Below are 14,759 nucleotides of genomic sequence, written 5' to 3'. Positions count from 1 at the left end.
TAGATTACAAAAAAGAGTAAACGGCATATGCCATTTACTCTTTTTCTGTTTCATTATTATGCCCAGATGGAGAAATTGGTAGTTGAATATTCACGATTGTTCCTTTGTTTAGTTCACTTGAAATTGTCAGTTTCCCATGATGTTCCTCGATTATTTTATAACACATCATTAAACCGAGGCCGGTTCCTTTTTCTTTTAAACTATAAAAAGGTTCGCCTAAACGGGAAATACGGTCTTCTGGAATGCCACATCCTTCATCTATAATACGAATTAGAACAAGGTTATCCTCCAAAGGTTTTGTTTGAATGAATATATTTCCTCCATTTGGCATTGCTTCAATCGCATTTTTAAAAATATTAATAAAAACTTGTTTTAATTGATTACCATCACATTGAATATTAGGCATTGTATCAAAATGATCCATAATAATATGTACACCATGCATAACGGCGGTAGGTAAAATAAATGTTACCACTTCTTCAATTAATGTTTGAATATTGCATGATTGAATGGATAATACTTGAGGTTTAGACATCGCCATAAATTGACTTGTAATGGACTCCATCTGTGAAATTTCACTTAGCATAACGTCTACATACCATTTGTTTTGTTCGTTTATTTCGGGCTGCAATAAAGTTAAAAATCCTTTTAAAGAAGTTAATGGATTTCTAATTTCATGAGCAATTCCAGCTGTCAGTTGTCCGACTACTGCAAGTTTTTCTGATTTACGTAATAATTTTTCAGTTTCCTTTAGTTCTGTAATATCCCTACCCATTACAATTAGTCCTTTTCGTGAGCCATCAGAATGAAAGAGTGGGACTTTAGAAATATTTAAAATTAAGTTAGAATCGCTTCCATGTATAATAAATTCTTCTCCGTGGATGGTTTGCCCTCTTTGCCATGCAAGTTCATCTATTTCTTCACAATGTAAAAAAGCTTCTCGATATGCTTCATTATATTGAATAAGCTCACTATCTTTTTTTCCGTGGTAAGGGACATTATGAAAATTAAAACAAGTAAGAGCGTAGTCATTCGCTTCAAGCCAGCGTCCTTCATGGTCTTTAAAGATGACAAAAGCGGGCATTGAATTCATCAATGTACGTAAGCGTTTTTCGCTATCTTTTAGTATTTTTTCGATTCTTTCTGACTTTGCGAGTGGTTTCATAATCGCATATACACCAGTAAGGCGGTTTTGAACAAAAATAGGGACTAACTTAGTTACTACATCAATCAAATAGCCTTCTTTATGATAGATAGAAACCATGTATTCTTCTTGATTATCAGCTGTAGTATTTCTTATGTATTGGAAGACTTGATCAGAAATATGAGCTTCTAAAATAGAGGTAATTGGTTTTCTTTCTAATTCTTCTGAAGTATATCCTAATATTTTTTCTGCAGAGGGGTTGATATGTAAAATAACTCCTTCTAAATTTAATGAAATGATACTATCAGGATTATGCTCAAATAGAGATGCATACATTTCTGCTAAAGAACGATTTTGTATATGATTTCGCATACGGTCAGATATGTTGGGCTGACGACGTTTTTGAATAGATGAATATTTTTTCCGATTCATAACTTTGCCTCCGTGCAACTAGCATCTAAAACAGATTAACCTATTATAAATATAATATAGGAACATTGTCCATTGCTATAAAAAATAAAGTTAACGGAATAGAGTGTGTATTCTTTCTTTTTTGAAAAGGGTTCTATTATACTTTTTTTATAAGAAGTGATGATAAAAGATTCTTATAGAGTTGCATTCAATTTATGTAAGTTATTTTTAGAGTGTTGTGTAATACAATAGAACTAGAAAAGGGGGAGAAGATATGGCGAGTTATATTAAAGGAATTGATCACGTACAAGTAGCTGCACCTGTAGGCTGTGAAGAAGAGGCAAGGGAGTTTTATGGAAATAAAATTGGTATGGAAGAGATTCCAAAGCCAGAAGAATTAAAAAAGCGTGGTGGTTGTTGGTTTCGGTGTGGAAATCAAGAAATCCATATAGGAGTCGAACAAAATTTTTTACCAGCGAAAAAGGCGCATCCAGCTTTTTATGTTATTAAAATTAATGAATTTAAACAAAAATTAATAAATCAAGGTATTGAAGTGATAGATGATCATGCGCGTCCAGATGTTATTAGATTTTATGTGTCAGATCCATTTGGAAATAGAATAGAATTCATGGAAAATAAAAACTAGGTGGAATCCCACCTAGTTTTTAAACTTTTCTAAACAAACCTAATACTTCAACGGTTTCTGTAATATTCACGAACGCATGGGGATCAATTTCAGAAATAGTGAGTTTCATACTTGCTAATTCCTCACGTGAAACAACAGTCATGAGTACACGCTTTTTTTCACTTGAATAGGCACCTTCGCCATCAAGAAGTGTAATTCCACGTACCACAGTTGAAAGTAGTTTCTTTTTCATTTCTTCGGCCTGATTTGTTACAATCATAAGTGTAACTTTACGATGCTTCGTATGAACGGCATCAATTACTTTACCAGTTACATAAATTGAAAGTAAACTTGTTAATGCTACATCCCAATCGAAGAAAAATCCTGCAATGACAACAACGACCGTATTTAAAAGAATAAGGAAGCCGCCAAGTTTAATATCTTTTTTCCGAGATAGTAGCATACCGATAATATCAAATCCACCTGTTGAACCGTGGCAGTTAAAGACAAGACCAATTCCCGCTCCAGCAATTACGCCTCCAAATACAGAAGATAAAAGTGGATCTGTTGCCACGACTTGTACTGGAATCCAGTATAGTGCGACTGATAATACAACTACAGAGACAACTGTATTAAAAATTACTTTTTTTCCAAGACCTATGTATCCTAAAATAAGGATAGGTAAGTTCAATGCGAAGTTAATAATTCCTGTGTTTACAGGGGTTACAATTCCTAAGATAATAGCAATTCCGCCAATTCCACTACTTAAAATTTTGTGGGGGATAAGGAAAAGATTAAAGGCAATTGCAATAATAATAGAACCAATAATAACACCAAGAAATCTGACCATCTTTTTCCCGTCCTTCACTAAAAAAATCATATTATTTCAAGATTATATATGAAGTTGAAAGTTTTAGGGAAAAACAGTTTATTTCGGAAAATTAGATTAATCAAAATAATTTGAGTATTTAATGATTTGTTGGGGGTGTATAGAAATGAAGATTACAACGTATCAACAAAAGAGTCCTTTGAAAGAAGAGTGTGAAGACTCATTTTTTTGTAATGAGGACATTATGATTTATGGTGTATGTGATGGTGCAACACCACTCGTTCCGTTTCGTGATGAGAAAGGACATAATGGAGCATATATTGCGTCTCATTTATTTGCAAGTTATTTTTCTTCTTTAAAAGATAAAAGTAGTTTACAAATGGAGATTGCACGAGCGAACGAAGCATTACAGGAGAAGATGATAGATTACAAAGTTGATACTAGAAAGAAAGAACATTTATGGTGTACATGTATTGCAGCGGTTCGAATAGATAGGGAAAGTATGGAATACGCGCAGTTAGGAGATTGTATGATTGTTGTAATACTTCAAAATGGAAAGATGGAAGTATTAACGAGAGATACGGTAAAAGGAATTAGTGAACGTGCAAAGAAGAAAAGAGAAGCAGATCGAAAAAAAGGTTTCGTTGTACCTGAGGAGCATGTTTTTCAGAACATTCGAGAACAGTTGAAATATAATCGTTATCTTGCGAATATGCTGAATGGCTATTCAGTAGCAAATGGTATGAAAGAAGCGATGAAATGGCTACAACATGGGATATTGCCGTTAGCTGAAGTGAGAGGGATATTTATTTGTTCAGATGGATTGTTTCATCCAGATTGGTCGCTTGAACAAGTTGTCGACTATATAAGAAGTCATAGTATAAAGGAGTACGTGTCAGTAATTGAGGCGTTAGAAGAAGAAAAAAGGATTCGACCAGATGATAAAACAATGATTATGATTGATTTATAAAAGGGGGGAGGCTTCATATGAAAATTGAACATGTAAATTTAGTATTTCAAGACGAATTGATTCCTTTAGAAAGTGTAAATAAATTGATTATCCATCATACGGCAGAAGATGGATGGGATGTGTATAAAACACATGAGTTTCACCAAAAAGTAAGAGGCTGGAGTGGAATTGGATATAATTACTTTATTGAGGAAGATGGAACGGTATGTGAAGGTCGTGGTTTACATGTTGGAGCTCATGCAAAAGGACATAATAGCGATACAATTGGAATTTGTATGACAGGGAATTTTGATAAATACGATCCTACTTCTGCACAAATGAATTCATTGTATTCTTTATGTAAGGTATTCATGAGGCAATTCTCTATAAGTAAAGAAAATATACTTGGTCATCGTGAATTAGAAGGAGTTACAAAAACTTGCCCTGGAAATCGTTTTTGTATGGTAGAGTTAAGAAAAGCACTATCTTAAATATAGGGGAGTAAATAATTATGATGAACGTAAAAATACCAGTTGAAAAGAAAGAGGAACTTGTAGCGCAAATTCAACAGTTTTTCGCTGAAGAAGATTTAGATGAAATCGGACGTTTTCAAGCAGAACGCTTAATAGAAGAAATGATAAAGCTAGTTGGACCATATGCATACAATCAAGCAATTGGAGATGCAAGAAAACTTATTACTGAGAAATTATCTAATATTGAAGAAGATTTGTATGTGTTAGAGAAGAGTGAAGGGAAATAAAAAGAGCCGAAAGGCTCTTTTTATTTATCTTGTTTATGCTCCTTATATTCATGTACTTTCTCTTTTACATTACCAACGGTACTTGTTGTATTGCCTTTTATTTTATCCCATTTTCCTTCAGCTTGTAATTTTTTATTATCGGTTACTTTCCCGACAACTTCTTTTACCTCGCCTTTTACTTTATCGATAGCACCTTCTACTTTTTCTATTAAACCATGATCATGTTTATTCATACATTTCTCCTCCTTGTAGTTTGATTAGAATGAACTTTTCATATTGCAAGTTGAATGATGTATCTATTATTAGAGTAAAAGAACTGGTTTAAATATTCAAACGATTACCGTCATAGAAAGGTAGTTGTCATAAAATGTATATATTTGTAATGAGGAGAAAAAGAAAGGTAATTATATGTCTTTCTGAGTCCATATAGATTTTGTATAAGCAATTTTCATACTAGCACGCTCCATATTATTTTGACTGCTACTGCCAAAACGAGCTTGACCGACTATGAAATTGCAATTTGACTTAATAGCTGTCTCAATCCGTTTTTGAATTAATGCAGTATGACAGCCGCGTTTTTGAAATTTTGGTAAAGTGGCAGAGGCAGCAAGTGAGGCCATACCTTTATTCATATAAAGTACACCTATGCCAGCAGGAATATTTTGGATCTCAGCTACGAAAAAATGCCATCCTGATTGATTGTAAAGAATTTCATTATTTTGGCGAACACCATCTTTTGTAAAGGATGGCATATTAAATCCGCGAACATAAATGTCTGCAAAAATATCAAATTCATGTTCTTTCAGTCTTCGAATTGAAAATTCTGGAGAAAGAGGAGTGAATTTGAATTTCGGTAAGCCGTATAAACTAGTATGAAAGCTGGATTGATAAAATCCTTTTTCTGATAAATATCGGAATAATTCAGGATTTGCGTGAGCTGGTGTAATTTCAAAGCGACAAGGAATTTCTAATGAATGATAATAAGAGATGATTTCACCGATTTCATCTGTATTTGTAAATGTAATACCCTTTACTGTATTAAAGGTAGGACCCGCAATTACTTTTGAAGAAAATGCAGTAGCATTTCCGAATCTTTCTATTTGTATTTGCATTGGATTCCCAGGGATTGTTTGTAAGACTGTTAATCTAGATAATAACATATCAATTTCTGCGCTTTCGATGTCTTTAGCTGTATCGAGTGTCATAATAGTACTCATAAAATTCCTCCATCAATAAATGTAATACATAGTACATATACGATTTTTTATGCTAGGATTCCTGTTGTAATTTAAGAGAATAAGAAGATTTTTGGAAGGGAAATGGAAGTGCGTCGTCGAAGGGAGTAGAAACAGATTAAAGGTGGTGCTTTCATGAAAAAGCAAGACGTGCAGACATGCTCTTATTGTGGTTCTCATAATATAGGAGAAGGTGAGTTTGTCGGATATGCACAAATACGGAAAAAGGAGACAATGTTTACATCATCCCCGGTAGATGCTTACATTTGTACAGATTGTGGCAGTATACTTTTGTTAAAGGTACGAAACTATCAAAAGTTTAAACAGAAACCGTTATGATGATTGAAAAATGGTTATATCCAAACTTGTTTATGAATCATCTTATATTAAGGAAATTGATATAAGTGATGTTTTACATATATACGAATATGATTTAGGTAAAGAATTGGCAGCTTATATTGCATAGGGGTACATATATCGCTGGGTGAAACGAAAAATAGAGAAGGTTTATAAAAATGTTACGCTGTTTTCCCCTTGGATAATCTTTGTCTAAGGGTCTCTCTTTTTTTAATGAAAGGACAGTTAAAGCTATTATTAAGAGCAACTGTTTTCGGTATTGTTATACTTTAGTATTAGAAAAAAATAATGTGTATTGTGAAGTCAAAATATAGGGTGGAAACACCCTACATAACATAATCGCAACCGTAAGTTGACAAAATACAACTGTAGGAAGATAGAGATAGGAGTAATGTTTACGTACAATTTAGTTAAGAAAACAAAGGAGGATATATAGATGGGATTTGGTGAGAAATTTTTTAAATTAAGAAAAGAAAAAGGTCTTTCTCAAGAAGCATTAGCTGAGAAATTAAACACGACAAGATAGGCAATTGGTAAATGGGAAAATGGTCAAGGGTTTCCTGAAACTGAAAAACTATTAATGATTGGAAATGTATTTGAAGTATCTCTAGATTATTTATTAAAGGATACTGCTGAGCAAAGTAATGAAAATGAACATACTTATTACGCAAGTAAGGAAATGGCAGAAGGGTATGTAGTGTATGGACAAAAAATTTCTAAATATATCGCTTTAGGATTTAGTTTGCTTATTTTATCTACTATACCGTATTTGATTTTTAAGCAAGATCCAACAATGTCTACATTTCTTGTTATTATTATTGCTGTTCTTGGAATTGGAACTATTATGGTACCTGCAACTATAGAAGAGAGTCGATATAATGTACTAAAAAAAGAAGCACTACTATTTGATCAAAACTTTCTAAAAGAATTGACAAAAAGGTATGAAACTATTAAAAAGAAGTATGCTGTAGTAATGATCGTTGGATTTTGTTTCATAGCAGCGGGAGCAATACCATTTTTGTTTGAGAAAAAGCGTATCACTTCAGGAGAGTTAGTACAGTACTATCCGTACTGTGTTGTTCTTATTGCTATCGGTTTCTATCTTTTTATTCGTGTGTTAGGAGTGTTAGAAACGTATAGACTTTTGGTTGAAAATGAAGAATATAGTAATCGTTTCATTTTTAAACTAAAAAAGAAAGTGAGAAAAAAGGTAGATAGTTTTTAGATAGGAGAGAAACATGTTTTGAATGAGTTGTGTTCAGAGCATGTTTTTTATTTTTATATAAAGTATGTATTGAATGAAATTGTATTTTCTGAATTATTTCCAAAGAAATAATTCAGAAAATACAGAAAAATATCGTAATTATTTGTAGGATTCTGTTATAATATACAGAAATGAAAACGCTTTAAAGGAGGCTGTAAACAATATGATGATGAATGTACCGCTAACAATTAGTTCTATGATGGAAAGGGCAGAAAAACTATTCCCGAAGAAAGAAATCATTTCACGGACACATGATACAGTTACGACGTTAACGTATAAACAGTTAGGAGAAAGGGCAAGAAGACTGTCAAGTGCGTTAAAAAAACTTGGGATTAAAGAAGGCGAGCGCATAGGAACGTTAGCGTGGAATCATCATCGACATGTAGAAGCATATTTTGCTATTCCAGGTATTGCTTCAGTTTTGCACACAATTAATATTCGTTTATCTCCTCAACATATTTCTTACATTATTCAGCATGCAGAAGACCGCATTTTACTTATTGATGAAGACCTTGTACCGCTCATTGAAAATATTCAATCTGAATTATCTACTGTACAGGCTTATATTGTTATGACTGATAAAGATGAACTCCCAAAAACTACACTGGAGCCTGTATACCATTATGAGAAACTTTTAGCAGAAGGTGATCCGGATTTCCAATTTGTAAAAGATATTGATGAAAATACACCAGCTGGTATGTGTTATACGTCAGCAACTACAGGAAATCCAAAAGGTGTTGTTTATACACATCGTAGTACAGTGTTGCACTGTATGGCGCTCGGTTTAGCCGATACAGCAGCTTTATCTGAAAGTGATGCAGCGATGGCTATTGTGCCGATGTTTCATGTGAACGCTTGGGGACTTCCTTTTGCGGCTACTTGGTTTGGGGCAAAACAAGTTCTTCCGGGACCAATGTTTACTCCGAAAATTTTATTAGAAATGATTCAAACTGAAAAAGTGACGTTAGCAGCAGGTGTACCGACAATTTGGCTCGGTGTTTTACAAGAGTTAGAAAATAATAGTTACGATTTATCTAGTATGAAAAGAATACTATGCGGGGGTGCAGCAGCACCGAAAAGTGTTATTAAGGCATTTGAGCAGAAATATAATGTTCCTTTCGTACATGCATATGGCATGACTGAAACAAGTCCACTCGTAACGCTTGCACGTCTAAAAAGTTATGAAACAGATTTATCGTATGAAGAGCAACTTGAGATTCGCTCGAAGCAAGGATATCTTGTCCCTGGTGTAGAGATGAAGGTAGTTGGTGCCGATGGCGAAGTGAAGTGGGATGGTACGGAAATGGGAGAATTATGTTTACGAGCACCATGGATCGCTGCAAGCTATTATAACGATGAGCGTACGGTGGAAGGTTTTCGTGACGGTTGGTTATATACTGGAGATGTCGTTACAGTTGATGAGGAAGGATGCGTAAAGATTGTTGATCGTACGAAGGATGTTATTAAAAGCGGAGGAGAATGGATTTCCTCAGTTGATCTTGAAAATGCTTTAATGGCACATGACGCTATATTTGAAGCAGCTGTCGTTGCAGTGCCTCACCCGCAATGGCAAGAGCGTCCAGTTGCTTGCGTTGTTCAAAAGAAAAATAACGCTGTTACAAAAGAGGAGCTATATGAGTTTTTAAAACCACAGTTTGCAAAGTGGTGGTTACCAGATGATATTGTATTTATGGAGGAAATACCGAAAACATCTGTTGGGAAGTTTTTAAAACAGGCGCTTCGGAAAGAGCTCGAGCATTTGCATAAAGGGGAATGAATTTAAAAAGAATCTTATTTGTAAACTTAATGATATTCAAGGTTGACAAAATACCGACAGGAAGATAATATCTGTAATATGTTATCTTAAATATACTTTTAGTTTACAAACAGGAGAAATAAACATGAATATAAAAAACTTAGTTTTCGTCGCTGTATTTAGTTCTATCATGGGGGTACTGGGATTAATACCTCCGATTGCTCTTTCTATTACACCGGTTCCTATCACATTACAATCGCTTGGTGTTATGCTTGCGGGGGGATTGTTAGGATCTCGTCTTGGTGCATTAAGTCAGCTGATATTTTTACTTATTGTAGGGGCAGGAGCGCCTCTATTAGCGGGTGGACGTGGAGGTCCAGGAGTATTTGTTGGTCCGAGTGCAGGATATTTACTCGGTTATATTGTTGGAGCATTTGTAATTGGTTATTTCATTGAGCGTTTACACAAAGTTTCTATTATAAAAGTATTATGTATTAATATAATTGGTGGTATTTTCGTTGTTTATGTATTTGGTATCATTGTACAAGCTTTCGTAATGGATGTTTCCATATGGGAAACGCTGAAAGTGAGTGTCGTGTTTTTACCAGGTGATTGTATGAAAGTGATTATTGCCGCAATTCTCGTAACAAAATTACATCGTTCATTGAAACATATTAGTACGCCTGCTTTAAAGAATGAGAATTTTTCAAATGCTAGATAAAGAGAAGAAACACGTTACTTGCGTGTTTCTTTTTGTTATTTTGTAAAGAAAGGACGTCTGACATGGGGATTACGAAAGAATATAAAAAGCATGCCTCTTTACAGCCGAATAAAATAGCAATTCAAGAAAATGAAAGAGTTATAACATATAAAGGGTGGTTTGAATCGATTTGTAAAGTAGCAAATTGGTTAAATGAAATAGATGCAAAGAATAAAACAATAGCAATTGTTTTAGAAAATCGTATTGAATTTTTACAAATATTCACAGGGGCTGCAATGGCTGGATGGGTTTGTGTGCCACTGGATATAAAATGGAAACGAGAGGAACTTAAGGAGAGAATAGCGCTCAGTAACCCGGATATTATTGTTACCGAACAGTATAGGTTAAATGATATATCAGGGAAAGAAGGAAAAGTACTTCCGATTGATGAATGGAAACAAATGATAGGGAATTATCTTCCTACATATCACCCGTTAGAAAGTGTGAAAAATATTCCTTTTTATATGGGATTTACATCAGGATCGACTGGAAAGGCAAAGGCGTTTTTACGTGCGCAACAATCGTGGGTCCATAGTTTTGATTGTAATTTGCATGACTTTCATATGAAAACTACAGATTCTATTTTAATAGCTGGGACACTTGTGCATTCCTTGTTCTTATATGGGGCGATAAGTGCGCTCTATTTAGGACAAACTGTACACGTTATGAGAAAGTTTATTCCAGAGCAAGTGTTATGTAGCTTAGAAACTGAGAATATTTCGGTAATGTACACAGTCCCTACAATGCTTGAGTCTTTGTATAAAGAAAATAAAGTAATAGGGAATGAAATGAAAATTATTTCGTCAGGATCGAAGTGGGAAGCGGAAGCGAAAGAAAAGATAAAGAGTGTATTTCCTTATGCAAAAAAATACGAATTTTATGGTGCATCTGAGCTGAGTTTTGTAACAGCGTTAATCGATGAAGAGAGCGAAAGAAAACCTAATTCAGTAGGGAAACCTTGTCATAATGTACAAGTTCGAATATGTAATAAAGCAGGTGTAGAACTGAAGAGAGGTGAGATAGGAACTGTTTATGTGAAAAGTGATCAGTTTTTTATGGGATATGTATCGGATGGTGTTTTAGTTCCAGGGCTAACCGAAGATGGCTGGATGACAGTGCATGATGTAGGGTATCAAGATGAGGAAGCCTTTATATATATAGTTGGTAGAGAAAAAAATATGATTCTATTTGGAGGAATTAATATTTACCCAGAAGAAATAGAAAGTTTGTTATATACTCATCCGGCAGTTGAAGAAATCGTGGTTGTTGGTATAAAAGATAGTTATTGGGGTGAAAAGCCTGTCGCTATCGTAAAAGGAAGTGCTACAAAGCAACAATTAAAGAGCTTTTGCTTACAACGATTATCATCTTTTAAAATCCCTAAAGATTGGTATTTTGTAGATGAAATACCTTATACAAGTAGCGGGAAGATAGCTCGCATTGCAGCAAAAAGTATTATTGAAAATCAGGAGAAGATATATGAATAGAGCGGTTATTGTAGAAGTGAAAAGGACGCCCATTGGCAAGAAAAATGGGATGTTGAGAGATTATGAAGTTCAGCAATTAGCTGCACCGCTTCTTGCATGTTTGAGTGAAGGAATTGAGCGAGAAATAGATGATGTCATATTAGGGAATGTCGTTGGTCCAGGAGGTAACGTTGCAAGATTATCTGCTTTAGAAGCGGGACTTGGTTATCATATTCCTGGTGTGACGATTGATCGGCAATGCGGCGCTGGCTTAGAAGCAATTCGCACCGCATGTCATCTTATTCAAGGTGGTGCAGGTAATTGTTATATCGCTGGAGGAGTAGAAAGTACGAGTACCTCACTTTTTAAGAATAGAGCACGTTTTTCACCGGATAGCATAGGAAATCCTGATATGGGATTAGCAGCTGAGTATGTTGCAGAGCGGTATAACATAACAAAAGAGATGCAAGATGAATATGCTTGTCTTAGCTATAAACGGACATTACAAGCATTAGAAAAAGAATATATACAAGAAGAGATATTACCTAGTTATTTTAACGGAATACTGGATGAAGCAGTAAAGCGAGAAATGAATTATGAAAGGATGATTAAGAGAACAAAGCCTGTATTTTTACAAAATGGAACGGTAACAGCAGGCAATTCGTGTGGTGTAAATGATGGAGCATGTGCTGTTCTTGTAATGGAAGAAGAACAGGCTCGGGAATTAGGATATAAGCCTGTTCTTCGTTTCGTTCATAGCGCTGTAGTTGGAGTGGACCCAAACCTTCCAGGAACTGGTCCGATATTTGCCATGCAAAAACTGCTGGGAGAAATGAATTTAGTAATAGAAGATATTGATTCTATTGAAATGAATGAAGCGTTCGCTGCTAAAGTTGTCGCATGTGCACAAACGTTACAAATTCCGTATGAAAAGTTAAATGTAAATGGTGGTGCAATTGCACTTGGTCATCCGTACGGTGCGTCTGGAGCTATGCTGGTAGCGCGTTTGTTTTATCAAGCAAGAAGAGAGAATGTGAAATATGTAGTGGCGACATTGGGGATTGGCGGAGGAATAGGGCTTGCTCTATTATTTGAAAAAGTAGAGGGATAGAAATTTAGCTTTCTACTTTTTGGGAACGTAAGAGTTGCTGCCAGGTTGTGATTTAATTTTTTTTAAGCGGAGATAGCATCAGATGAAGTTTTTCATTTGTTAGAGGGGTCTTCGAAAAAAGCACATGTAAAACGATTGTATTCAAATTGAGCTTCCATCTAATGGATTTGATCATAATCCAATTCACGATGTGCAAATGGTACCAGTCTTAGAATTAAGCCGTTATGGTTTCTCAGAAACGTTCATTAAACTGACATATGAAGGGTTTCCTAATGCGGGGAGTTATCAGGGATCAAAACAAATATTGGTTTGTAAAAACATATAAAGGATAGCATAAAGCTATCCTTTATAAAATAGTTTAAACTGTTTTTTGTAAAGAATGAACGAGCTGATTTAAAAACTCGTCCCCAGTTATAATGGCTTTCCCACCACCGCGAGCACTCTTTTGATTCCCACCGCCTTTTCCTTCAATAGAAGGAAGGGCATCTTTTAAAAGTGTATTCATATTGAGTGTCACTGCTTTACCACAAGTAAGGATGCATTGTAGTTTTTCATCGCTTTCAATGACGAAATATGTGATTGCATGTTCTTGTTGTTCTGTAATGATAGCAGATAGTTTTGCGATTTCTTGCATAGAGCGATTTGTAAATACGTTGGACATAAGTATTCCAGCATGTATTTCTTCCGATTGTTGTAATAGTTCATTTGCCTCTACAAATAATAATTTTTCATTCATTGCTTGTACTGCTTTTTCGCTTTCTTTTTGAGATGTAAGAAGCTGTGCTACTTTTGCTGGAATATCGTTTTCACTACTGTTTAATTGCTTCGAAACATCTTTAATAATTTGTTGATGTTGTCCCATTAATTTAAGAGAGCGCCAACCAGCGATAAAGGTTAAGCGTATCCCACCTTTATTGCGTTCCCAACTAAGCACTTGAATAGGACCTACTTCTCCTGTACGTTTCGGGTGTGTTCCACCACAGCCGTTGTAATCATAGTTTTCGATGATTACAACACGTATATCCTCTGACATAGTTGGCTCTTTTCGGAGAGGGAATTTTTTTGCTTCCTCTAAGTTCATCCACTCAATACGGATAGGGTGGTTTTCAAAAACAATTTGATTTGCGATTTGTACTGCCTTTTCGACAGTTTCCGCAGAGAGGTTAGCCGTTTCTAAATCAATTGTTACGATTTCTTTTCCAAGGTGGAACCCAATTGTCGGTATGTTAAAGTGATCCCAAAAAGCAGCAGATAAAATGTGCTGTGCTGCGTGTTGCTGCATATGATCAAAACGGTGTTGCCAATCGATTTGACCTTTTACCTCTTCTGTATGTAATGGTTCTAATATAAAATGACGAATTTCTCCATCTACCTCTTCAACATTGTTTACGAAAACGTCATTTAATGTTCCAATATCATGTGGTTGTCCACCACCTGTCGGATAAAAAGCTGTTTCACTTAAAACAGCAAATAAGTTTCCTTCTGTATCATAATCTTGCTTTATTATTGTAGCTGTAAAGTCTTGCTGATAAGCATCAGTGTAATATAATTTTTGCTTCACTTCTCTTGCCCCTTTCTCATTCACTAGTTTCATTGTAATGTAATCGAAATAAGTTTCCCAATATTTCAGAAGAAAGAAACTATTTTTAGAATTTTCTTGCTATAATAAGAGAAAGAAAATGCGGGGGTGGAATGAAAATGCTATATGAAAACGGTGTAGATAAACTGCTTCGTCTCAACACAAATATTTCCGAATTATATCGAGAATTAAATGAAATGACCCGGATTTTAACGGAATGTAATCGAGAAAGTGTGAAATTTGATCGGTTATATGTAAAAGAATTACTATGGAAAAAAGAAGATGTGATAGTTATGTATGATAAACTACTCGTCCAACTTTGTATTAATGAATGCTTTGATTTAAAAAGTGTAATTACTGGTGAATATAAGTATACATATGAAGAAGTAGAAAGCATAGTTTTGGAATTTAATGAAAAGTATAATGTAGCTATTTTAATTAAAGATGTTTGTAAAGAATTACAGTTTACATATGGAATTGATATGGATATAACGAGAACAGCTCAGGTATAAA

Annotated in this window: 15 protein-coding genes and 3 pseudogenes; 12 read left to right on the top strand and 6 right to left on the bottom strand. The window is 34.8% G+C overall.

Going from position 1 to position 14,759, the window contains the following annotated elements; translation table 11 throughout:
- Positions 1-34: 34 nt before the first annotated feature.
- Complete coding sequence (locus DJ93_RS03170; protein ID WP_042979156.1) at positions 35-1,576, bottom strand: BA3702 family sensor histidine kinase; 1,542 nt, start codon at positions 1,574-1,576, stop codon at positions 35-37.
- A 253-nt stretch (positions 1,577-1,829) separates the two neighbouring features.
- Here DJ93_RS03170 and DJ93_RS03165 point away from each other — a divergent pair, with 253 nt between their 5' ends.
- Positions 1,830-2,201, top strand: coding sequence for a VOC family protein (locus DJ93_RS03165; RefSeq protein ID WP_042979155.1), 372 nt, complete (start codon positions 1,830-1,832; stop codon positions 2,199-2,201).
- Positions 2,202-2,220: 19 nt separating this feature from the next.
- Here DJ93_RS03165 and DJ93_RS03160 read toward each other — a convergent pair whose 3' ends face one another.
- Positions 2,221-3,030: a YitT family protein gene (locus DJ93_RS03160; protein WP_042979154.1), complete on the bottom strand. Its 810-nt coding sequence runs from the start codon at positions 3,028-3,030 to the stop codon at positions 2,221-2,223.
- Positions 3,031-3,175: 145 nt separating this feature from the next.
- Here DJ93_RS03160 and DJ93_RS03155 point away from each other — a divergent pair, with 145 nt between their 5' ends.
- The 3 genes from DJ93_RS03155 to DJ93_RS03145 are packed head-to-tail and all read left to right on the top strand — an operon-like array spanning position 3,176 to position 4,718.
- Positions 3,176-3,979, top strand: a complete 804-nt coding sequence (locus DJ93_RS03155) for a protein phosphatase 2C domain-containing protein (RefSeq protein WP_042979153.1) — start codon at positions 3,176-3,178, stop codon at positions 3,977-3,979.
- 17 nt (positions 3,980-3,996) lie between these two features.
- Complete coding sequence (locus DJ93_RS03150; protein ID WP_042979152.1) at positions 3,997-4,449, top strand: peptidoglycan recognition protein family protein; 453 nt, start codon at positions 3,997-3,999, stop codon at positions 4,447-4,449.
- A 20-nt stretch (positions 4,450-4,469) separates the two neighbouring features.
- Entirely contained in the window at positions 4,470-4,718 is a 249-nt protein-coding gene (locus tag DJ93_RS03145) for a DUF2164 domain-containing protein (RefSeq protein WP_042979151.1), read from the top strand.
- Between the two features lie 20 nt (positions 4,719-4,738).
- Here the strand turns inward: DJ93_RS03145 and DJ93_RS03140 are convergent, their stop codons facing one another.
- Positions 4,739-4,951, bottom strand: coding sequence for a CsbD family protein (locus DJ93_RS03140; protein ID WP_042979150.1), 213 nt, complete (start codon positions 4,949-4,951; stop codon positions 4,739-4,741).
- Between the two features lie 171 nt (positions 4,952-5,122).
- Positions 5,123-5,935, bottom strand: a complete 813-nt coding sequence (locus tag DJ93_RS03135; RefSeq protein ID WP_042979149.1) for a GNAT family N-acetyltransferase — start codon at positions 5,933-5,935, stop codon at positions 5,123-5,125.
- Positions 5,936-6,088: 153 nt separating this feature from the next.
- Here DJ93_RS03135 and DJ93_RS03130 point away from each other — a divergent pair, with 153 nt between their 5' ends.
- The 6 genes and pseudogenes from DJ93_RS03130 to DJ93_RS03105 all read left to right on the top strand — a co-directional run bounded on the left by DJ93_RS03130 (position 6,089) and on the right by DJ93_RS03105 (position 12,667).
- Entirely contained in the window at positions 6,089-6,292 is a 204-nt protein-coding gene (locus tag DJ93_RS03130; protein WP_042979148.1) for a hypothetical protein, read from the top strand.
- 454 nt (positions 6,293-6,746) lie between these two features.
- Positions 6,747-7,535 (top strand): annotated as a pseudogene (locus DJ93_RS03125) (helix-turn-helix domain-containing protein).
- Between the two features lie 202 nt (positions 7,536-7,737).
- Positions 7,738-9,351 carry a long-chain fatty acid--CoA ligase gene (locus DJ93_RS03120; protein WP_042979147.1) on the top strand — a complete coding sequence of 538 codons (1,614 nt, stop codon included), beginning with the start codon at positions 7,738-7,740 and terminating at the stop codon, positions 9,349-9,351.
- A gap of 124 nt (positions 9,352-9,475) precedes the next feature.
- Positions 9,476-10,051 (top strand): biotin transporter BioY, encoded by a 576-nt coding sequence (locus tag DJ93_RS03115; RefSeq protein ID WP_042979146.1) that lies wholly within the window; start codon positions 9,476-9,478, stop codon positions 10,049-10,051.
- A gap of 62 nt (positions 10,052-10,113) precedes the next feature.
- Complete coding sequence (locus tag DJ93_RS03110; RefSeq protein WP_042979145.1) at positions 10,114-11,577, top strand: acyl-CoA synthetase; 1,464 nt, start codon at positions 10,114-10,116, stop codon at positions 11,575-11,577.
- Positions 11,570-12,667, top strand: a complete 1,098-nt coding sequence (locus tag DJ93_RS03105) for an acetyl-CoA C-acyltransferase (protein ID WP_042979144.1) — start codon at positions 11,570-11,572, stop codon at positions 12,665-12,667. Before DJ93_RS03110 ends, DJ93_RS03105 begins: the two co-directional genes overlap by 8 nt.
- Before the next feature lie 12 nt (positions 12,668-12,679).
- Here the strand turns inward: DJ93_RS03105 and DJ93_RS33620 are convergent.
- Positions 12,680-12,816: pseudogene (locus DJ93_RS33620) on the bottom strand (DUF6434 domain-containing protein); the annotation flags it as partial.
- Here DJ93_RS33620 and DJ93_RS03100 point away from each other — a divergent pair.
- A pseudogene (locus DJ93_RS03100) lies at positions 12,810-12,992 on the top strand (hypothetical protein); the annotation flags it as partial. The pseudogenes DJ93_RS33620 and DJ93_RS03100 overlap by 7 nt on opposite strands.
- 33 nt (positions 12,993-13,025) lie before the next feature.
- On the opposite strand, the gene DJ93_RS03095 reads toward DJ93_RS03100, so the two are convergent.
- On the bottom strand, positions 13,026-14,228 hold the full coding sequence (locus DJ93_RS03095; RefSeq protein ID WP_152569953.1) for an alanyl-tRNA editing protein: 1,203 nt from the start codon (positions 14,226-14,228) through the stop codon (positions 13,026-13,028).
- A 131-nt stretch (positions 14,229-14,359) separates the two neighbouring features.
- Here DJ93_RS03095 and DJ93_RS03090 point away from each other — a divergent pair, with 131 nt between their 5' ends.
- On the top strand, positions 14,360-14,758 hold the full coding sequence (locus DJ93_RS03090; RefSeq protein ID WP_080743328.1) for a hypothetical protein: 399 nt from the start codon (positions 14,360-14,362) through the stop codon (positions 14,756-14,758).
- The last annotated feature ends 1 nt before the right edge of the window (position 14,759 follow it).

Origin of the sequence: Bacillus clarus, assembly GCF_000746925.1 — a bacterium.
Lineage (GTDB): Bacteria > Bacillota > Bacilli > Bacillales > Bacillaceae_G > Bacillus_A > Bacillus_A clarus.
Note: the sequence above shows the minus strand (reverse complement) of the source record. Positions and strands in the feature narration are given on the sequence as shown.